The sequence below is a fragment of the Bradyrhizobium sp. WYCCWR15520 genome (genome assembly GCF_056174665.1).
On record NZ_JBWBWM010000035.1, the window covers coordinates 1 to 19,916 of the forward strand.

The 19,916-nt window shown below is 59.5% G+C and carries 15 protein-coding genes and 1 pseudogene; 12 read left to right on the top strand and 4 right to left on the bottom strand.

The window, feature by feature from the left end:
* A pseudogene (locus AC0QUY_RS31990) lies at positions 1-527 on the top strand (guanitoxin biosynthesis MBL fold metallo-hydrolase GntH); the annotation flags it as partial.
* 322 nt (positions 528-849) lie between these two features.
* Here the strand turns inward: AC0QUY_RS31990 and AC0QUY_RS31995 are convergent.
* Complete coding sequence (locus AC0QUY_RS31995; RefSeq protein ID WP_475390151.1) at positions 850-2,406, bottom strand: IS630 family transposase; 1,557 nt, start codon at positions 2,404-2,406, stop codon at positions 850-852.
* Between the two features lie 237 nt (positions 2,407-2,643).
* Between AC0QUY_RS31995 and AC0QUY_RS32000 the strand changes: the two genes are divergently transcribed.
* The 5 genes from AC0QUY_RS32000 (at position 2,644) to AC0QUY_RS32020 (ending at position 10,756) form a co-directional block, all read left to right on the top strand.
* Positions 2,644-4,050, top strand: a complete 1,407-nt coding sequence (locus AC0QUY_RS32000) for an IS1182 family transposase (protein ID WP_161852542.1) — start codon at positions 2,644-2,646, stop codon at positions 4,048-4,050.
* A 55-nt stretch (positions 4,051-4,105) separates the two neighbouring features.
* Complete coding sequence (locus AC0QUY_RS32005) at positions 4,106-4,423, top strand: nucleotidyl cyclase domain-containing protein (protein ID WP_161852543.1); 318 nt, start codon at positions 4,106-4,108, stop codon at positions 4,421-4,423.
* Positions 4,424-5,447: 1,024 nt separating this feature from the next.
* A complete protein-coding gene (locus tag AC0QUY_RS32010; RefSeq protein WP_161852544.1) occupies positions 5,448-5,987 on the top strand; it encodes a hypothetical protein in 540 nt (179 codons plus the stop codon).
* A gap of 117 nt (positions 5,988-6,104) precedes the next feature.
* Positions 6,105-7,016 carry a hypothetical protein gene (locus AC0QUY_RS32015; protein WP_161852545.1) on the top strand — a complete coding sequence of 304 codons (912 nt, stop codon included), beginning with the start codon at positions 6,105-6,107 and terminating at the stop codon, positions 7,014-7,016.
* Positions 7,017-7,375: 359 nt separating this feature from the next.
* Positions 7,376-10,756, top strand: coding sequence for an adenylate/guanylate cyclase domain-containing protein (locus AC0QUY_RS32020; RefSeq protein WP_475390152.1), 3,381 nt, complete (start codon positions 7,376-7,378; stop codon positions 10,754-10,756).
* A gap of 27 nt (positions 10,757-10,783) precedes the next feature.
* On the opposite strand, the gene AC0QUY_RS32025 is transcribed toward AC0QUY_RS32020, so the two are convergent.
* Positions 10,784-11,797: an enoyl-CoA hydratase-related protein gene (locus AC0QUY_RS32025; protein WP_161852547.1), complete on the bottom strand. Its 1,014-nt coding sequence runs from the start codon at positions 11,795-11,797 to the stop codon at positions 10,784-10,786.
* A gap of 209 nt (positions 11,798-12,006) precedes the next feature.
* Between AC0QUY_RS32025 and AC0QUY_RS32030 the strand changes: the two genes are divergently transcribed.
* From AC0QUY_RS32030 to AC0QUY_RS32055, 6 genes are read left to right on the top strand one after another with little or no spacing between them, the layout of a single operon-like run.
* Entirely contained in the window at positions 12,007-13,266 is a 1,260-nt protein-coding gene (locus AC0QUY_RS32030; RefSeq protein WP_161852548.1) for an aromatic ring-hydroxylating oxygenase subunit alpha, read from the top strand.
* Positions 13,266-13,760 carry an aromatic-ring-hydroxylating dioxygenase subunit beta gene (locus tag AC0QUY_RS32035; protein WP_161852549.1) on the top strand — a complete coding sequence of 165 codons (495 nt, stop codon included), beginning with the start codon at positions 13,266-13,268 and terminating at the stop codon, positions 13,758-13,760. Before AC0QUY_RS32030 ends, AC0QUY_RS32035 begins: the two co-directional genes overlap by 1 nt.
* 22 nt (positions 13,761-13,782) lie before the next feature.
* Positions 13,783-14,577: an enoyl-CoA hydratase/isomerase family protein gene (locus tag AC0QUY_RS32040; protein WP_161852550.1), complete on the top strand. Its 795-nt coding sequence runs from the start codon at positions 13,783-13,785 to the stop codon at positions 14,575-14,577.
* Positions 14,578-14,580: 3 nt separating this feature from the next.
* A complete protein-coding gene (locus AC0QUY_RS32045) occupies positions 14,581-15,339 on the top strand; it encodes an SDR family NAD(P)-dependent oxidoreductase (protein ID WP_161852551.1) in 759 nt (252 codons plus the stop codon).
* 1 nt (position 15,340) lies between these two features.
* Positions 15,341-16,279 (top strand): alpha/beta hydrolase, encoded by a 939-nt coding sequence (locus AC0QUY_RS32050; RefSeq protein WP_161852552.1) that lies wholly within the window; start codon positions 15,341-15,343, stop codon positions 16,277-16,279.
* Entirely contained in the window at positions 16,276-17,469 is a 1,194-nt protein-coding gene (locus AC0QUY_RS32055; RefSeq protein WP_161852553.1) for an acyl-CoA dehydrogenase family protein, read from the top strand. The genes AC0QUY_RS32050 and AC0QUY_RS32055 overlap by 4 nt, the downstream gene beginning before the upstream one ends.
* Positions 17,470-17,671: 202 nt before the next feature.
* Here the strand turns inward: AC0QUY_RS32055 and AC0QUY_RS32060 are convergent, their stop codons facing one another.
* A complete protein-coding gene (locus tag AC0QUY_RS32060; RefSeq protein ID WP_161852554.1) occupies positions 17,672-18,832 on the bottom strand; it encodes an ABC transporter substrate-binding protein in 1,161 nt (386 codons plus the stop codon).
* Between the two features lie 33 nt (positions 18,833-18,865).
* Positions 18,866-19,912: a branched-chain amino acid ABC transporter permease gene (locus tag AC0QUY_RS32065; protein WP_161852555.1), complete on the bottom strand. Its 1,047-nt coding sequence runs from the start codon at positions 19,910-19,912 to the stop codon at positions 18,866-18,868.
* Between the last annotated feature and the right edge of the window lie 4 nt (positions 19,913-19,916).

Consider the following 19,916-nt stretch of genomic DNA (forward strand, 5'->3'; position numbering starts at 1 on the left):
AGACGGTGGCCATCAGTTCGTCGGTGTCGGGCACAATGCCCCTGACTTCCCGCACGACCATTGATGGCTGGCACAATCCCGCCTACGCCGCTGGCTACCTCTACAATGAAGTGAAGCCGCGTCTCGCAATGGCAACTCACGTGTCCTATGACGAGTACGTGGTGCCCGAACTCGTGGCAGAAGTGCGCCACCATTGGAAGGGGCCGTTCCAGTTTGGCGCGCCGGACATGGTGGTGGTGAACATGACCAAGGACCAAATCTGGGTGCGGGATGGCGTCGTGCCCAAGTATCCGAACATGGCGCCGCCCCAGTTTGATGTATCGACATCAGGCGGATTGATCATGCCGCTGCCGCCAACAACGCGCCGTGACGTACAGTCACAATTTATTCGTGATGCGGAAATCCCCCCGCAGAAATACTACCCGGAGGGTTATCATCCTCAGCTGATGCCCTGGTGGCCATCTGACAAGCCGATCTTCCTTCCCGAGGCACTTGTACCGGAACAGATGAAGAAAAAGTCGAAGTAAGCATCCAAGTAATCGGTGGCGGCCGTCCCTTCCCAGGAGATATTGTGTCGAGCCGATCTTGCGCGCCATTGATCTGTAATAGCAAAAACGTCCTGCGGGATGAGTCCGTTAATGGCACCTCTGAGACATGACGACCGGCCATTATGACGTCCGTTTACAGGGGAAGAACGGAACTAGCCGGCCGAGAGCCAAAATGACGCAATTGACCCGAAGCGGAATTGCCGGAAATACTGAACGATGCGAAAGCGAGGCGATTGCCTCGCGCCGGTGGGGATCCCAAAGGCTCTGAAATCTGGCCAATTAGATCGTCCAAGGCCGCCGTCTAGCGAAACCGCGGATCTTTACAATTGTTGAATTCCGAAAATCTGCTCGGCGTTGGCTCCTTTCCCCACACCTTCACGCCAGCCCGTCGTGGATGATCTCTGAAGTGGGCGTTGCGCTCACTGAAGTACCGGTCGATTGCGGCTTTGGCGTCATCCACCGATTGATAGTCGCTGTTTTGAATTATCGCGCGAGACATGCCACTGAAAACGGATTCTATCACGTTAAGGAACTGAGCCCTTGCCGGAAGCGGCGCTGTCTCGACCGTTGGACCCTTATAGCCGGCAAAAAAATTGTGCTCATCGATACATTCAAATAGCTTCTTAGAGACGTGCCACGATGCTGCATCCCACGAGAGATAGAATTTTCGACGATTGCCATATCGAGCGAGGAGAACCTGCATCATACGGATCATCTCATCAGTGTTCTTTTTCGTGCTGTAAAAATGAGTAATCTGATTGGAGGACAGTTCAATGGCAGCTGTGAGAATTAGACAGCCCTTCGATCGCTGCCACTGCGCGACGAGTGTTTTCTCATTTGGGGCAACGAGCGCCCGTCCTGGCTGAGCCTTTACCGCGAAGGGCCCGAATTCATCGATCGAAAAGAAAGCTTCGTCCGCTCTCAGTCCGGAGAGAATAGACTGAATGTGGCAGAGCTTCTCGGAAAATTCAGAATCATTAGAGGTCAGCGCAACGCGCGCTTTGCGCCAGCGGTATCCTGCCTCCTTCAAAATTTTTCGAATGACGTCGTCCCCAGCCGGCTGGCCCGTTTCCTTCATTATTCGGGACAAGTCGGCCATTTTCCACGTCGTGCGATTTATGCCAAAATTGCTGGGCGGTTGATGAAGCAGGCTGAAAACCGCCTTCTTCACCGCTTCCCTATCAAATTTCCGAAGGGGGCTGATGCGCGGAGCGAATAGCGCTGCTGCCCCGCCCTCGTCGAACAAACGGACGTAGCGACGGTAGATTTGTCGACTAAGATTGAGCGCGCTGCAGATCGCGCCAGTTTGCAGGCCATTTCGGCTTGCCAAGATGGCTATTGAACGCCGTCGATCCCCCAAGTGTCCGCGCTTGAGTCGTTGAAGGAGTATCTGCCGATCCGGGTGGCCGATGATTGAGCGCGGGAGTTCCTCGGGATTGCCGTCGTTGTGAAGCATCGCCAAGAGCCAGATGTGTGCCGATTGTTTGGGGGACGTTTTCAGTCGCCCATTGCGAGTTAAGATTGCAGTGATCGTTGACGGCGCGGGAACGACAGCGGCACCAAAAAATTTAAGATGTGAAGCAATTTTTCGACCGCCCCACCTCGGGTGGTCCGCGCGTACGGAAAGGACAGCCAATTCAGTGTCCTTGGAAGAGCGCAACGGCGTCCGATGTGGGGCCCGCGAACGATCTCGCAAGCCATTTTCGCCCTCGGCTCGATACCTTTCTAAGGTTTGATAACCAGTGTTTGGGCTAATGTTAAATTGCTTGCAAAGACGTCGGATATTTGACTTCGGGGATAGCGCAAGCAGTGCAAAATTGCGCCGCGCCTCAAAAATGGAGTTTGCGGTCCATGGCATGTGAGCCTCCAATCAGTTTATTGGATCGGCCTTTGCCGGAATTCTTTGCCACCGGCTAAGCCAAGGCACGAGTCCGATCTTGGCACTTTTCGGACGTAGGCCGTCAAACTCGCGATGTCGGCTCATCGAAGTAAAGCGGAACTCCCAACTGCGCTCGCCCAGTCCGAAATTGACCCTGGCTGTGTGAAAACGCTGTGCCGCTGGTATGATTCCCTCGTGATTCTGCGGGGGGAATTGATGAGGCGCTTCGTTGAAGAGGCGGATCGTGGGCAATGGACGCTGTTGCCCGAATGCCTCGATGATTTCATTGACGAGAGTAATCCTGTTCGGGTGATCGATGTGTTTGTCGGTGCGCTCGACTTGGCCGAGATGAGCTTCGAGGGGGTTGAGCCAGCGGCAACTGGTCGGCCGTCGTACCATCCCTCGGTTCTGCTGAAGCTGTATATCTACGGCTATCTGAACCGAGTGCAGTCGAGCCGGCGGCTGGAGCGCGAGGCCGGACGCAATGTCGAGGTCATGTGGCTATTGGGCCGGCTCGCTCCCGATCACAAGACGATCGCGGACTTCCGCAAAGACAATGGCCTGGCATTGCGCAAGGTATGTGCTCGCTTCGTCGAACTCTGCCGTGAGATGGGCCTTCTCGCGACGGCGAGCGTCGCCATCGATGGCAGTAAGTTCAAGGCCGTGAACAACCGGGACAAGAACTTCACACGGGCGAAAGTGGAGCGGCGGCGCGCCCAGCTGGAGGAGAGCGTCGCGCGCTATTTGAGCCAACTTGATACCGCCGATCGACAGGAACCGACGGAGGCGCTGGCGGAGAAAGTAACAAGGCTCACCGAGAAACTGACGAAGCTGAAGGCGGAAATGGGCAAGCTTGCCGTCTACGAGAAGCAGATGCTCGCGTCGCCCGACCAGCAAATCTCCCTGACCGATCCCGACAGCCGATCGATGGCGACGAGCGGCCGTGGTTCCGGCGTTGTCGGCTACAATGTGCAGGTCGCCGTGGATACCGAGCACCATCTGATTGTGACGCATGAGGTCACGAACAGCGGCTCAGATCGGGCTCAACTGGCCAATATGGCCAAGCAGGCGAAGGCTGTTCTTAAGACCGAGACGCTCGAGGCCGTTGCCGATCGCGGCTACTTCAGCAGCCTGGAGATCCTCGCGTGCCAGGACCATGATCGGAAGGTGTATAAGCAGGAATGGCCCAAAGCCGACCAGCAATTTTGCGTTGGTTCACGGCAAAACGCGAAGATTGACGATATAGGGCCCGGTCGCAAACGGACGCTCGCTTCGTATGGCATCGAGACCGCGCTGGATCTTGTTCCGAACCGCATAAGTGCCGTGCCCGGCTTTGGCCCGAAGAGAGTGGAGCGGTTGATGAAATGGCGGCAATCTATTGCGGCGAAGTTCAGGTTTGACCCCGCCAAGCCCATTGATCCGAGGGATGTCGCGAAGGTAGAGCAGGAAATGCTGGCATTGCGGAACAAGGCGGAGAGCGCGGCCAAGACAGCACACGCCGAAGCATTGCAGGCGCACGCCCGCATTTTAGCGATACGGCAGACGGGTCGGCCCAAAATAGAGGAAGCTCAAAATGCAGTAGCACAAGCAAGAGCAGATTATGATTTCGTGAGCGGCAGCTAATCCTTGAACTGCCCGTACTTAGCCGCACCCGCCATTTCTCCTAAAGGTCGGTTTGATGAGCGATTTGAACGATCAGATTGCTGCCAAGTGGATAAACCGCTTGCCGCTGCGGTGGGCTATCGGCGGATTGCTGGTCGGGGTCGTTTGGAGTGCCATTTCATCTTATTTGCAAGGACGCTTCAAAGACCCCGCAGGAGGGGTTGAAGCTGGACTTGTTCGGCTAATTGTTTTCATCGTGCTTCCGCTTGGCGGAGGCGTTTGTATCTCGAGAGTCACATACGATCAGATGCGGAAGATTTTGCCATTGGCGTTCACGGACCTTGGTGCCCAGGACGTCAAGAACATTCAAGAGCCAGTCAGGTGGCTGCCTTAGGCGAAACGGAGGAAGCTACTTATCCTCATCTTATTGAGCGACAAGCCCGACTCCGAACATACCCTCCATTGCGGTGCTTCCGCTTCAGAACATGAGCGGCGATCCTGATCAGGAGTATTTTGCCGATGGGATGGTCTAAGAGATCATCACCGCGCTCTCTCGCGCTTCAAATCGTTGTTCGTAATCGCTCGAAATTCGGCGATTGTGAAAGTGAGATTGAAATGGCCGACCGGGCGGTTGCGCTCAATTCTAATTCATTTCTCGCATGGCATTTGAGGATGGGTCTATAGAATTGTGGGGCAGCCGGAGGAGGCGCTCCGGAGCTTTGAACGTGCTCTTCGCATCTCGGTTGACACGGGGCTACACCTAACGTTCGCTGCGATGGGAAGCGCCTTTGATTGAGCTTCGTCGCTTTGACGAGGCCGTCGTCATTGCCAAGAAGGCCCGACGTCATAGCCCCTCCTATTCGGCAAGTTACCGCTGTCTCGCGTCCACTTTCGCCCATCTCGGACGCGACGCTGAGGCCCGCAAGGCGGCGGCGCGGGCCGAAGCGCGACAAGCCAAGGAAGCCCTCGCGCTCGTTGAAGGGGCCATTCGCAAGCGTCTGCTTTGCGCAAACCCAGGTGCCGTAACAGGTTGACAGCGGTAGCCTGATACATTGCGAGCTGCCATGGCTCGCCGCGTGCCGCCAACGAGCGCCTTGTCAGCGTTTGTCGTCGTACTTGGCTGCCTCAGCGGATAGTTCGAGGTTTCGCAGGTCCTTTTCTAGCTTCGCCACGAGCTGATTTACCAGCGATAGGTCGTCACAGTTCCTTATGTAAGTCGTATTCACACATGCAAGTCAAAGCACGTGCGACGACTTGGTTTCGTAGTAGGACGCACGCGGCGGCAGCGACTTAATCCGCTACTCTATGGGGTCAATTTAGGCAGTGTTGCAGCAGACTTGTCAGGACGAAATCCTACAACTAAAATACAAAGTGCGGCTGTAAGACACCGAACTGGTTTCAGCAGGGAGGGATTGATCATGGCCTCGCACACCAAGTCGCAACCGAATTCCGGCATCAATCGGCGTTGGCTCCTTGCAGGAGCCGCCGGCGGCGCAATGCTTCCTGTAGCAGCGCACGCAGTACCACCTAAACCAAAAAAGCGCGGTGTTTGGCTGAACCCCAGAGGGGGAGACGATGATAATTTAGTAGATAAGGTGGCTGATTTCTCCTACCAAAATGATGCCCTCGCACAATTGATCGTCGATACTTGGAAAGACCTCTACCCTGATCTGCTTGCAGGGGTCGGAACGCCCCAGCAACAGTACCAACAACGCTCGAGTCGCGCAAAAGCAGTTCTCGAGGATCGGGGCATCTATTTGACGCAACCCATCGTGATCACGGAAGACGAGTACGACCAGGGTTTCAGTTTGGCAGACGCAGGCCTGCCGGTAACTGACGGAGTCGTCCTTGTGGTGCCGAGAAAGACACGTGCGACGATGACGACTGCGACTGGGCCGGCTCCGCCTCTGCTTGAGACGGCCAAGATGCTGATGGCCGTTACGCCGAACGGGATCTAGCGCTGTCGCGAGTCGGTTCAAGCGATGTGTCTTTGATTTGAAGCGAGCTCGGTCCGCATAACAAGTCGCATCCTCCAAAGCGAGCGCGGGCGAGGACTCGAAAATGGGAGGTTTCGCATGGCACGGTCGGTCACGGAGTGGGTCAACGTCACGGGCGATATTTCGATCATCGCTCGCGAGTCGGGAGAGGTCTGGTTTCATACGCCTGACGGTACAAAAGAAGGCATAGATCCATTCGCGACGCCGATGATGGGCGCGGGTGCGGTGGGCAGCACGCTCGGGCTGCTCGACGGCGCGATAAATCTCGGTTTTGCGGGAATCGAAAAGCGCCTCGCGTGCCCTGACCCGACGATCGCCGGCTATATCGTCGCCCTGGCCGGCGCCTATCACACGTCTGTCAACACGCCTCGAAATCTCCGGCGGGCCGCCAGCCGCTTCAAGGAGCTGGGGAGGCCCGAGGTCGCGGCCTACCTTGAAGAGCGTGCTCGCGAGGAGACCGGTCACGACCGGCTCGCGCTCAAGGATCTGCGTGCGCTGGGTGTGCCCGGCGAGCGCCTCGTCGCCAATTTCATTCCGGAGGGCATCAAGCCGCTTTGCAAGCGCTTCGATGACCTCTGCATCCAGGACTATCCGATGGGCTGCATCGGCTATTCGTACTGCCTGGAGCGCATCGCCGCGCTCAAGCAGGAAACCGATATCGAGAAGGTGCAGACAATGTGTCCGGATGACGTCGATGCGACCCGCTTCCTCAGAAGTCACAGCTCCCTCGGAAGCGAGGCCACTCACGTCGAAGAAACGATCAAGTTCGTCGCCTCCCTTCCCGCGAATGATCGTATCAGAGTCGTTCAGGAGACCTATGAATCAGCATTGATTCTGGCGGAGGGATATAATCACGAGCTTCTCAAATCCGAAGCGGAGATGCTTGAAGAGCTTGAGCAGGCGCTCGGAGAGGCGCTCCCGTATCGTCGCAGCACATATCCTTTGCATAGTGGAAAGCGCGGCGCTCGGCCCGCAGCGCGAGCGGAATAGCGCCATAGTCATCGCAGTTGACATAGCGTGAGGCACGAGAAAGGAACCTTTCTCCCATAGGGTAATAGTACGGTTGCGATTTGAAATGATGAGGGCCGCGTGACTGCTCGCGATCGGCCGCCATGGTTAGCTGGGTAGGGCACCGGCGCTGGCGTCGTCGCCAAGCTGCAGTTGTGCCTCGACGCCGGGTGAAGCAAATATTTCGGCGGTCAAAAGAACCCTCATATCATATCGTGTGCGGGAGATGATATCGTGCGGAGGAGAAGGTTTCCTGGTTTTAAGCGACAGAGGCACCACATGGTGGGTCTGAAGCCCCACTCCTTCTTAATGAACTACGGCAGTAGGCAAGGGCCTCTGCAATGACGAGGACAACAACCACCGACTTAGCCGAGTGGCTGGGTAGACACGGTCTAGGCCAGTACGCCAAAACCTTCGCAGAAAACAATATCGACTACTCCGTCCTTCCGGATTTGACGGAAAATGATCTCGAAAAACTCGGAGTTTCTTCGCTAGGTCACCGCAAGAAGCTGCTTAGGGCCATTGAAGCATTGACGGCCGCGCGCCAGCCCACCGGCACAACAATAGCGCTTTCAAGCGCCACTGTGTTGCCACCCTCTCTTGTGCAACATCGCGACGCTGAATTCCGTCAGATCACAGTGATGTTCTGTGACCTGGTGGGATCTACGCAGCTATCGGAGAAGTTAGATCCTGAGGATCTCCAAAAACTCATTGACGCGTATCGGGTAGAGTGCAACGCGGCGATTGGGCGCTATGGAGGCGAGGTCGCCCGCTATTTCGGCGATGGAGTGATGGCATTTTTCGGTTGGCCCCGTGCACACGAGGATGACGCCGTTCGTGCTGTTCACGCCGGCCTGGAGATTGTGTCCGGAGTTACGAAAATTTCAGGGCCAGTTACCTTGAATTGTCGAGTGGGTGTTTGCTCGGGTCCGGTTGTTGTCGGTGAGATTGGAGATAGCGGTACGTGGTCGATGGACGCGGTGGGAGAGACGCCGAATATCGCCGCACGTCTACAGACCCTTGCCGCTGCCAATACGGTACTCATCTCGGATTCGACGAGGCGTCTCGTATGGGCAGCTTTTGAGTTTCAGGACGTCGGGCTCCAGGAACTCAAAGGTGTAACTGAACCTCTTCACGTGTATCGCGTGCTCTCGGCAAAAAATACCGCTAGCCGCTTCGAGGCTGCGCATACGGGCTCTCTTACCCCGCTCATTGGACGCTCAAGCGAACTAGGCTTGCTGCTCGATAGGTGGCAGAAAGTCAAAGAAGGTGATGGCCAAGTCATATTGCTCTCGGGTATTCCCGGAGTCGGAAAATCAAGGCTCCTCCACGAATTGAAATCGCATATTCAGCAGGAACCACACATTTTGCTGCACCATCAGTGCTCGCCCTATCACAGTCAGAGCGCATTCTTTCCGGTGATCGGGCAGATCGAACAAGCGGCCCAACTAACAGCTCGCGAGGCCGAGGCAGATAAGATTGCCAAGCTTACAACTTACCTTCCGCGCTCAACTAATAACTCCAAAGAGCCGGTCCTGCTCATTGCCAAACTGTTATCAATCCCTTTGGAAAATAACCTCGAACTATCTGATCTTACGCCGCAGCAAATAAAGAACAGGACGATAAGCACGCTTGTCGACATGATCTTGGCGTTTTCTGTCCAACGCCCCACGCTCTGCATCTTCGAGGATGCGCACTGGCTAGATCCATCGACGCTTGAGCTGCTGGAATCGATCATCAGCCGGATCGACCACGCCCGCGTGCTACTTATTGTGTCGTGCCGGCCCGAGTTCCGCCCCACATGGATGACCCACGCGAACACCACCATGCACTCGCTCACTCGATTGTCGCTCACCGAAGTGAGGGCGATGATCCGAGATATCTTGAGGGGAGGGAGCATGCCCCAACCGGTGCTCGACCGGATTATCGAAAAGGCCGATGGCGTCCCGCTATTCATAGAGGAACTGACAAGCAGTATGCTGAGTGCGCCTTTACAAACCCGAGGCACCTTCGAGCCCGCAGCACAGTCAGCATTACTCAGGGTTCCGGACACGCTGAGTGACGCATTGATGGAGCGGCTCGACCGCGTTGCGCCGAGTCGCAGACTTGCACAGATTGCGGCTGTGATTGGGCGCGAGTTCTCCTATGATCTCTTGTCGGCTGCATCGCGAATTGACGATGACGATATGCTGTCGGCCCTCTCGTTGCTCGAACAGGCTGACATCATCTATCGAGTCGGAATTTCGCCTTTCCTTCGTTTCGCCTTCAAACATGCGTTGTTGCGTGACGCAATCTACGACTCTTTGCTTAGGAGTAAGAGGCAGCAGATACACGCGGACATCGCGGCAATCTTAGAGCATGACTTTTCGGAGCTCGCCGAAAATCAACCCCAAGTCCTAGCCTATCACTATCAAGAAGCAGGCAATCACCAATTGGCCATTCGTCGCTGGTTCGAGTCTGGACAGGGTGCGCTCGCGCATTCCGCCAACGTCGAAGCGATTGCTAGCTTTCGAAAGGCCCTTCAGCTTCTGGACGCTTTGCCGGAAACGCCTGCACGGATCAGACAAGAGATCGACATTCAATTGGCGTTGGGAATACCGCTTATCGCCGTTCAAGGGTATGCCTCCGCGGAAACCCGCGAAGCGTTTTCGCGGGCTCGTACCTTATGCCTGCAACTCGGCGACATCCCTGAGTATTTCCAAGCCCTGTTTGGGTTGTGGGGGCACTCCTGGATGGGTGGAAAGAATGATGATGCGCGCCGCTTAGCTGATGAGTTCCTGTCACGGTCACGAGCGTTGTCTCAACCCGTGCCGCTAATGGTGGCTCATAGAGTGATGGGCAGTACGTTATTGACGATTGGGGACTTCCAATCGTCAGCGAACCATTTCGCGGAGTCAATCAAGCTCTCGATTGGCAAAGGAAAACAGCCCCTATCCAATCTTTACATGGTGGAACCCCAAGCGGCTTCGCTTCTGCTCCTATCTTGGGACTTGTGGTTTCTGGGCTATCCGGATCAATCCCTTTCCCGCGTTTCGGAAGCGCTTGCCTTGGGTCAAGACCTTGGCCACCCATACACCGTGGCGTTCGCTCATTACATGACTTCTGTTGTGCACCTCCTGCGCGGGGAGGCCGCTCGCGCCTTCGAAAGCGCCGAAAAAAGCTTCGAAATGTCGCAAGAACAGCGGTTTTCGCTGTACGCAATTTTGTCGAGAATTTCACGAGGCCGAGCAGCCGGCGAACTAGGCCGACTGGAGGAGGCCCGGGAGGAAATGGCACTGGGAATCGCCGAAGCACGACGCAATGGCGTGGGCTTCATGCTTCCAATGATGGATAGCTGGCTGGCGGACCTGAACGCCAAAGCTGGCGAAAATGAATGCGCGCTATCGAGTGTCGAGGGGATCCTAGCCAATATTGGTGACGTGACAGGCAGGTCATGGGAATCGGAATTGCATCGGCAAAGAGCGCAAATTCTTGTAGCACTCGACCCATCGAACATAAGAGAAGCTGAGTCCCATCTTAAGAAGTCTGTCGAAGTGGCGCGTGGTCAAAGCGCCAAGTCCTTGGAACTACGCGCCGCCACAAGCCTTGCAGAACTCTGGCGGACGCAAGGAAGGCCCGATGAGGCGCGCGCACTGCTAGAACCAATCTGCCGTTGGTTCGACGAAGGAGCCGAAACGGCTGACCTCAGGCGGGCGCGCGGCGTTCAAATCACCCTGAACTGATCCTTCACCTCCTCAACAGTTGATTAGTTAGTTCGAAATGCGTGCGCATTCATCTCGCGGCAGAATTAGCTGGACATCATGGTCCGGCGCCAGGCGCGTCACCAAACCGAAGGCGAGGGCTTCTTGCGCGGTGAGGCGGCGGTTGAGCAGGAACAGCTCCTGCGCGCGCCGCATCCCGACCATGCGCGGCAGGAACCAGGTGTTGCCGCCATCGGCGGTGAGGCCGAGCGCCCCATAGCCCAGCGCAAACCGGGCGTCGTCAGCTGCAACGACAATGTCGGCGACGTAGAGCAGGCCGAGTCCACCGCCACCGACGCCGCCGCGCACCGCGGCGACAACAGGCGCGTCGATGCTGGTCAGCCGCTCGATCGCCAGATGAAAGCGGTCGATCATGCGGCGCAGCCGGTTCGGCAATTGCTCGCGCGCGGTACCGGCAAACAGGCCGAGGTCGCCGCCGACCGTAAAGTTCGGCCCGTTGCCGGTGATAAGGACAGCGCGAACGTCAGGCCGTTCGGCAATCTGTGTCGCGGCTTCGGCGAGGTCGGCGGCCATGCTTTCGTCAATCGCATTGCCCTTGTCCGGACGGTTCAGGCGCAATGTGGCGACGCCACCTTCGAAATCGAGCAGCACGGTCCGGAGCGGTCCAGCGGCGTCATGCCAGCGTGCGGTGTCGGTGAATTGCTCGAGCGACTTGATGTGCCCCTCGTCGAATGTGATCAGATGGGCAAAGGCGGCGTCGAGAGCAGCGCCGCCCTGTTTGCCGCGGCCGCGGTAACGGCCGGTCACCAGCAGGCGGCCATCGGCGAGATCGAGAAACCGTTCCGGCTCGGCCCGTGCCTCGAAATGCCTGCTAATCGCGCCCCAGCCGTTGCGCCGCATCGCCGCGGGGCCGTCATGATCGCCGCCGATGCCGAACGGCATGCCCTCTGCGCTGCGGCCGGTGAACTGCGGATGCAGCAACGCGTCGAGCTGATCGCGGTCGCCGGCGGCGAGGGCGGCGTAGAGGGCGCGGGCGAGTCCGGCAGGGGTGACTTCGTCCATCCCGATGATCCTCCTAGCGAATTCGTTGTTTTGGCGCCTGAATGGGAAAATTCCCTTGAAGCCGTCGAACGGCGATGCTATTATTTGAACGGTCAGTCGGATTATTTTTAAGCCAAGTCGCAGGTTTTCGCAAGAGAGCCTGGCCGGAACGAAAGATGTCGGGCCACAAAAGATACCCGGCCACGAAAGACACAATGGGAGATGCAGCGATGAACGTGGTGCCGCGCGCGTCGCAATGGGGCGAATTGATCCGCCCCGACAAGGTGCACGGCTCGCTATACAGCGATCCTGCAATCTTCGAAGCCGAACTGCAGAGCATCTGGTACCGCACCTGGGTCTATGTCGGGCACGAGAGCGAGGTGCCGAACGCGAACGATTACGTGGTCAAGTCGATCGGCCCGCAATCCGTGATCATGACCCGCGACGAGCAGGGCAAGGTCAATCTCTTGCTCAATCGCTGTTCACATCGCGGCAACCAGGTCTGCTCCTACGACAAGGGCAATGCGCGCTCCTTCACATGCCCGTTCCATTCCTGGACGTTTGCCAATGACGGCCGTCTTGTCGGCTACGCCTTCCCGGACGGCTATGAAGGCCAGGACAAGTCAAAGCTTTCGCTCGGCCGCGTGACGCGGGTGCAGTCCTATCGCGGCTTTGTGTTCGGATCGTTTGCGGCCGAAGGCCCGACATTGGAGGAGCATCTCGGCGGTGCGGCCGAGACCATCGACCGCTTGGTTCGCTTCTCGCCGGAAGGCGAGGTCGAGGTCACCGCGGGCTTCCTCAAGCACCGCGTCAAGGCCAACTGGAAATTCATTCTGGAAAACGAATGCGACGGTTATCACCCGGCCTTCGTGCATTCCTCGATCTTCGGTGTCGCCGACAGCGCGATTGGCAAGCTTTATGGCGGCGCGTCGACCGCGGTGACGCGTGATTATGGCAACGGCCATACCGAGATCGACCTGCGGCCCGAATTCCGCAAGCGCGACACGCCGATGAGCTGGTTCGGCACCACCGAAGAGCGGCTGCCGGATTACACGGCGCGGATGAAGGCCGCCTATGGTGACCAGAAGGCGCGCGAGATCATGATCGACGGCACGCCGCATGTGATGATCTTCCCGAACCTGTTCATTGCCGAAATCCAGATGTTCGTGATCCAGCCGCTCGCGGTCGACGACAGCGTGCAGCATGTCACCGCCTTGCAGTTCAAGGGCGCGCCCGACATAAACCGGCGTCTGCGCCAGCAGACCATGGGCTCGGTCGGCCCGGCCGGATTGTTGCTCGCGGACGATTCGGAAATGTACGAGCGCTGCCATCGCGGCGTGCTGGCGCGCAATCCCGAATGGATTTTCCTCGGCCGCGGCGAGAAGCGCGAGCGCCAGGACGAACTCGGCTTCAAGGTCGGGCACGTCACCGATGAAATTCCCTCGCGCGGCATCTGGCGCCACTACCGCAGCCTGATGGAGGCGGTGTGATGCTGTCGCGTGAAAGCAGCGCCACGCTGATATCAGCCGTAACCGCCTTCATCTACAAGGAGGCGCGGCTGCAGGACGAGCATCAATACGAAGCTTGGGAAGCGCTGTGGACCGATGACGGCGTCTACTGGGTGCCGGCCAATGGCGACGACATCGATCCCGAAAAGCAAATGTCGATCATTTACGACAACCGTTCGCGCATCTCGCTTCGCATCAAGCAACTGCTGACCGGCAAACGCCACACCCAGACGCCGCAATCGCGGCTGCGGCGGCTGGTGTCCAACATCGAACTGCTGGACGAGCAGCCCGGCGGCGATATTTCGGTCGCCAGCAACAGCATGGTGTTCGAATCCAGCCTGCGCGACGACACTGTCTGGGCCGCGCGCAATGAATACCGGCTGCGCTATGTCGATGGCGAGCTGCGCATGGCGTACAAGAAGGTGATCCTGGTCAACAACGAGAAGGCGCTGTTCACGCTCTCGTTCCTGATCTAGCCGGTAAAGGCGGAAACTTGCCATGATCGACAAAGGTCCTGTTCTGCTCGACATCTCCGATGGCATCGCGCGGCTGCGGCTCAACCGCCCCGATGCGGCCAACGGCATGAGCGCCGAACTCCTGAGCGCGCTGTGCGACGCCATCATGGTCTGCCACGGCCAGCCCGATTTGCGCGTGCTGCTGCTGAGCGGCGAGGGCACGAATTTTTGCGCGGGCGGCGATATCAGGGCGTTTGCGTCGAAGGGCGAGAAGCTGCCTGACTACATCAGGCAGGCGACGGCCTATCTGCAGAACGCAGTGACGGGATTGCTACGGCTGGAAGCGCCTGTCATTACCTCGGTGCAGGGATTCGCGGCAGGCGGCGGCGGCTTTGGCCTTGTCTGCGCCTCCGATATCGTTATCGCCGGCGAGTCCGCGAAATTCCTGGCGGGTGCAACGCGGGTCGCGATGGCGCCCGACGCCGGCGTGTCCGTCACGCTGTCGCGGCTGGTCGGTTTGCGCCGGGCGATGTCGATCCTTCTGACAAATCCGGTGATCTCGGCTGCGGAGGCTCTGGATATGGGCATCGTCACCCAGGTCGTTCCGGATGCGGACCTCACCGAGGCGTCGCTTGTGATGGCGCGGGAACTGGCGGCCGGTGCGCCGAAGGCACTGGCCGCGACCAAGCGGCTGGTCTGGGCCGGGACCGCGCTCAGCATCGAGCAGTGCCTGTCGGAAGAAGCGCGCACCGTATCCGAGCTGTCCGGCATGGCCGACGCGCGGGAAGGGCTCGCCGCGGTCATCGAGCGGCGCAAGCCCATTTTTACGGGACGCTAGCCAGTGCCGGCCTCTGGCACGCGCGCGTTCGGACGGCTCGACGGCCGCCGCGCTTTCGTCTCCGGCGGCGCGAAGGGGATCGGTGCGGCGATCGTTCGCAGCTTCGCCGATGCCGGTGCTCACGTCGTGATCGCCGATCTCGATCTCGAAACGGCATCCGGGCTTGCCGGGCAGGTCGGTGCGACTGCTGTTCACCTCGATGCCGGCGACACCAAAATGGTGCAGGCGATCGTGGCGCAGCACGGACCGTTCGATATCGTCGTCAACAATGCCGGCGTCGACCAGCATGCGTTCTTCACCGATACGGCACCGGAGGATTGGGCCAAACTGCTCGCCGTCAATCTGGTCTCGGCCTTTGCCTGCACCCACGCCGCGCTTCCGGCGATGCAGGCGGCCGGCTTTGGGCGCATCATCAACATCACCTCGGAGGCGGGCCGGCTGGGCTCCAAAGGTGGCGCGGTCTATTCCGCCGCCAAGGGCGGCGTGATCGCCTTCACCAAGAGCATGGCGCGCGAAAATGCGCGCTTCGGAATTACGGCGAATGCCATTGCGCCGGGGCCGATCCGCACGCCGATGCTGGAAGCGGCAGTCGCCCGGGGCGGCGACAAGATCTTGCGCGCGATGACCGATGCCACATTGCTACGGCGGCTCGGCGAGCCCGACGAAGTCGCCGCAGCTGCATTGTTCCTGGCTTCCGATCAGGCGGCCTACATCACCGGCGAGACGATCGGTGTGTCCGGCGGAATGGGTCTGGGTGGATAGTATGGCGCGCGCAGGCGAGGAACTCGCAACGGCTCCGATCGATCTTGCGATCGAGCGTATCCGCGCGGTCTATCGCAGCTGGAACCGGGATACGTCAGTCGCGCAGATGCGCGAGGATTGGGAAACGGCCTTCGGAGGCAGCACGGCGCCGGTAACATACGAACGTGTCTCTGCCGATGGCGTCGATGGCGAATGGATTTTTCCGGCCAATGCGCCCGATGACAAGACCATTCTGTATTTCCACGGCGGCGGCTTTCGCATTGGCTCGGTGGCTTCGCACCGCGACCTGATCGCGCAGATTGCACTCGCCAGCGGCTGCCGCGTGCTCGCCATCAACTACCGCCTCGCGCCGGAACATCGCTTTCCGGCTGCGCTGGATGATGCGCTTGCGGCCTATGGCTGGATGATCGATCGCGGTCTGAAGTCCGGCAACATCGCCTTTGCCGGGGATTCCGCTGGCGGCAATCTCGTGCTCGCGGCGATGCTGGCCTTGCGCGAACGCGGCCTCCCGCTGCCTATATCGGCGGTGCTGATGTCGCCATGGACCGATCTGGCGGCGACCGGCGCGAGTTATGTCACCCGCGCCGAAGCCGACCCGATCCACCAGCGCCCGATGATCCTGGCGCTGGCGAAAAATTATCTGGGCGGGCAGGGCGATCCCTGCGATCCCAGGATCTCACCGCTATACGCCAACCTGCAAGGCTTGCCGCCGCTCTTGATCCAGGTCGGCGACCGCGAAACCGTGCTGGATGATTCCGTCATGTTCGCCGACAAGGCGCGCGCCGCAGGTATCGATGTCAGTCTGGAGGTCTGGGATGGCATGATCCATGTCTTCCAGATGTTCGGTGCGGAGCTTGCCGAGGCACGTCAGGCCATCGCATCGATCGCCAGGTTTCTCGACCGGCACCTTCACATCAGGGACGAGAGGGTATCATCATGAACGTCAGGCCCGCCGATCCGCGAGGTCATACCGACAGCGAATTCCATTTCTCGGAGCAGCCGCAGCTGTCCGAGGAATTGCGGATGCTGCGCGAGCAGGTCCGCCGCTTTGTCGAGAAAGAGGTCATGCCGCATGGCGAACAGTGGGAGCGCGACGGCAAGATCCCGCGCGAGATCTACCGCCGCATGGGCGCCCTCGGCTTTCTCGGCATGCGCCACGCGGTCGAATATGGCGGCACCGATATGGGCCCGCTGGCGTCGATGGTGTGGGCGGAGGAGCTTGGCCGTTCGACTTTTGGCGGGTTCACCTCGTCAGTGCTCGTGCATACCGACATGTCGGCGGTCCACATCACCTTGCGCGGTACACCCGAGCAAAAGCAGAAATACCTGCCTGCGATCATCCGCGGCGAGACGATCTGCTCGATCGCGGTGACCGAGCCCGATGCGGGTTCCGATGTCGCCGGGCTGAAAACGCGGGCCCGCCGCGACGGCGATAGCTGGGTGATTAACGGCTCAAAAATGTTCATCACCAATGCGGTCTATGGCGATATCCTCATCGTTGCCGCGCGCACCGATCCCGCGGCCAAGGGGAGCCGTGGCATTTCGCTGTTCATTGTCGAGCGCACGACGCCGGGCATTTCGGTGACAAAACTCGACAAGCACGGCTGGCTTTGCTCCGACACCGCCGAGATCAGTTTTCAGGATGTCCGCATCCCCACCAGAAATCTGCTCGGCGAGGAGAACCGCGGCTTCTACGGCATCATGGAGACCTTCGAGAACGAGCGGATCTGCATCGGCGGCATCTGCGCCGGCGAATCCGCCAAGGCGATCGAGCTCACCACCAATTATGTGAAGACCCGGCAGGCGTTCGGCGGTCCCTTGTGGAACCAGCAGGCGGTGCGGCTCAAGCTCGCGTCACTGGCAACCAAGGCCGCGGCCGCCCGGGCGCTGGCCTATCATGCGGCGGAACTGGTGGAGGCCGGCAAGCCGTGTCCGCGCGAAGTGTCGATGGTGAAGGCGCTGTCGCCGGAAGTGCTGCACGAGGTCGTGCATGGTTGCCTGCAGCTGCACGGCGGCTCTGGCTTCATGCGGGGCACGCCGATCGAGCGGATGGTGCGCGATGCCCGGGTGCTGACGATCGGTGGCGGGGCGACGGAGGTGATGCTGGAAGAGGTTGCGAAGCGGATGTGAGGGGGCTGTTGCTTCTCTCCCGCCTGCGGGCGTCGAGACGAGCGAAGCTCGCTCTTAGGTCGACGCGCTGGGCGCAGCGCAATTGCGCGCCAGAGCGCGGCGGGTGGGGGCTCTCACTTGGAAAACCCGTCGTGGGGATAGACCCCCCGCAAGCGAGAGAGGGGGCCGACTGCCGTCGCGGCGGTCTGGCGGGATTTGACTCTCAATTCACCGGCTTGAAGCTCAGCGTCGAGAACTCGGACTGCATGATCTGCAGCTTCTGGTTTGAGAAGCGGACGCCGGGGCCGAAGCTGATTGGCGCCATGATGCCGGTTTCGACATTCTCGGTCTTTTCCAGTTCGGCAATGGTGCAGGCCCAGGTCGGCTGCTTGCCGCAGCGCTCGATGGCGGCAATCAGGACCTTGGCGGCGGCGTAGCCGGTCATGGAATAGCGGTTGATGCCCTTGATCTCGGCTTCCGGCAGTAGTTCCTTGGCTTTCTCGAGGAAAGCCTTGCCGGCGGCGCCTGCGAACGGTTCGACATAGTCGACGGCGTAGATGCCGTCGCCGGCCGGGCCCATCAGCTTCAGCACCGGCTCGACCCGCCCGGGCCAGAAGATGCCGACCACCGGCTTGATGCTGAGCTTTTCGAGCTCCTTTATCATCGCGATGTTCTCGCCGATGATTCCACCGGCGAGAAACACTTCGGCGCCGGAATCCTTCAGCTGCAGCATGTCGGACGAAAAGTCCTGCTGTCCCTTTTTGTAGTTACCGCTGTAGACCACATTGAGTTTCCTGGCCTTGACCACGGTATCAAAACCGTCGCGCACGGTGATGCCATAGTCGTCGTCCTGCGTGATCAGGCCCCATTTCTTGCCGGGGTTCTTCTCGGCGAGATAATTGACGAGATGGATGATGCCTTCCTCGTAGGATTGCCCGACGACGAACACGTTCTTTCGTGGCGGTTCCCAGAGGAATTTGACGGGCGCGACGTCGATGACGGTGGGAATGCCGGCTTTCTCCAGCAGCGGCATCACGGCGATGGACTGTCCGGAGCCGGAGATGCCGAGCAGGGCAAACGCCTTGTCGACATCGGTCACTTTCTTGACGCCTTGGATGGTGCGGGCGGTGACGTAACCGTCGTCTTCCAGCACATACTTGATCTTGCGGCCGTTGATGCCGCCGGCGGCATTGGCTTCCGCGATCGCGATCTTGTGGCCGATCGAGGCGGCGACCCCGAGCAGCGCCGGGGGGCCGGTCAGGGGTTCGACGTCGCCGATCACGATTTCGGTGTCGGTGATGCCGGGGTCGGCGGCCAGCGCCGGGGCGGTCGAGAGATACGCGCCCGCGAGCAACAGCGACGCGCTCGCCAGATATTTGATCATTGTTTCCTCCTCCTGTTCGATTTTCTTTTCTGGTTAGTAGCGAAGCGGCCAGTTCACCCACATTCGCCTGATGTCGTGCCAGGCGCCGACCAGACCGCGCGGCTGGAAGCGCAGGAACAGGATAATGACGAGGCCGTAGAGCATGCTCTTGAGCTCCTGCGCGCCGGTCGTGAACATGGCGTCCATCTGCGCGCTGAACAGACTGAAGACCAGCCGCGTCGCTTCCGGCAGCAGCACGATTAGGATGGTGCCGAGCACGGCGCCTAGCGCCGAGCCGAGACCGCCGACGATCAGGATCGCCAGCGCCTCGATCGAGAGCAGGAACGGAAAGCCTTCGACGCTGACGAAGGACAGGTAAATTCCGTACAGCGCGCCGGACAGGCCGGTGATGAAGGCGGAGGTGACGAAGGCGAACAGCTTGTAGGCGTGCAGATTGATGCCCATGACCCGGGCGGCGGTGTCGTTATCGCGGATCGCGACAAAGGCGCGGCCGACGCGGCTGCGGCGGATGTTGAGCGTGGCAAACAAAGTGAGGACTGCAAAGCCGAGGCAGAGCCAGGTAAAGGCGGCGTCGCTGTCGAAGCTGATGCCGAAGATCTCCGGTCGCTGCACCGAAATACCTCGAGCGCCGTTGGTCAGCCACCGCGCTTCCAGGATCACGGTGTTGATGATGAAGGAGAAGGCGAGCGTGGTGATGGCGAGATAAAGCCCCTTCAACCGCAGTGACGGCGCGCCGACGATGAGGCTCGCGAGTGCCGGCACCACGCCGGCGCCGAGGAAGCCGACCAGCGGGTGCATCTGGTATTTGGAAACCAGGATCGCGTAGGCATAGGCGCCGGTGACGAGGAAGCCGACATGGCCGAGCGAGATCAGGCCGGTGTAGCCGGCCAGGATGTTCAGCCCCAACGCGCCGACGACAGTGATCAGGATGATCATCAGGAACGACAGCACGTAGGAGTTCAGCACAAAGGGCGCGGCGATCAGGCCTGCGACCAGCAGCGCCGACCACAGCCATACCGGCGGGGAATCGACGAGGGTGACGAGTTCGCCGTAGGTCTGTTTGAAATCACCGGTGCGCATCGCC

Bases quoted from the DNA above. Each gene is read 5' to 3' on its own strand.
- AC0QUY_RS31995 (WP_475390151.1), bottom strand. From the start codon at position 2,406: ATGCCATGGACCGCAAACTCCATTTTTGAGGCGCGGCGCAATTTTGCA.
- AC0QUY_RS32000 (WP_161852542.1), top strand. From the start codon at position 2,644: ATGAGGCGCTTCGTTGAAGAGGCGGATCGTGGGCAATGGACGCTGTTG.
- AC0QUY_RS32005 (WP_161852543.1), top strand. From the start codon at position 4,106: ATGAGCGATTTGAACGATCAGATTGCTGCCAAGTGGATAAACCGCTTG.
- AC0QUY_RS32010 (WP_161852544.1), top strand. From the start codon at position 5,448: ATGGCCTCGCACACCAAGTCGCAACCGAATTCCGGCATCAATCGGCGT.
- AC0QUY_RS32015 (WP_161852545.1), top strand. From the start codon at position 6,105: ATGGCACGGTCGGTCACGGAGTGGGTCAACGTCACGGGCGATATTTCG.
- AC0QUY_RS32020 (WP_475390152.1), top strand. From the start codon at position 7,376: ATGACGAGGACAACAACCACCGACTTAGCCGAGTGGCTGGGTAGACAC.
- AC0QUY_RS32025 (WP_161852547.1), bottom strand. From the start codon at position 11,797: ATGGACGAAGTCACCCCTGCCGGACTCGCCCGCGCCCTCTACGCCGCC.
- AC0QUY_RS32030 (WP_161852548.1), top strand. From the start codon at position 12,007: ATGAACGTGGTGCCGCGCGCGTCGCAATGGGGCGAATTGATCCGCCCC.
- AC0QUY_RS32035 (WP_161852549.1), top strand. From the start codon at position 13,266: ATGCTGTCGCGTGAAAGCAGCGCCACGCTGATATCAGCCGTAACCGCC.
- AC0QUY_RS32040 (WP_161852550.1), top strand. From the start codon at position 13,783: ATGATCGACAAAGGTCCTGTTCTGCTCGACATCTCCGATGGCATCGCG.
- AC0QUY_RS32050 (WP_161852552.1), top strand. From the start codon at position 15,341: ATGGCGCGCGCAGGCGAGGAACTCGCAACGGCTCCGATCGATCTTGCG.
- AC0QUY_RS32055 (WP_161852553.1), top strand. From the start codon at position 16,276: ATGAACGTCAGGCCCGCCGATCCGCGAGGTCATACCGACAGCGAATTC.
- AC0QUY_RS32060 (WP_161852554.1), bottom strand. From the start codon at position 18,832: ATGATCAAATATCTGGCGAGCGCGTCGCTGTTGCTCGCGGGCGCGTAT.
- AC0QUY_RS32065 (WP_161852555.1), bottom strand. From the start codon at position 19,912: ATGCGCACCGGTGATTTCAAACAGACCTACGGCGAACTCGTCACCCTC.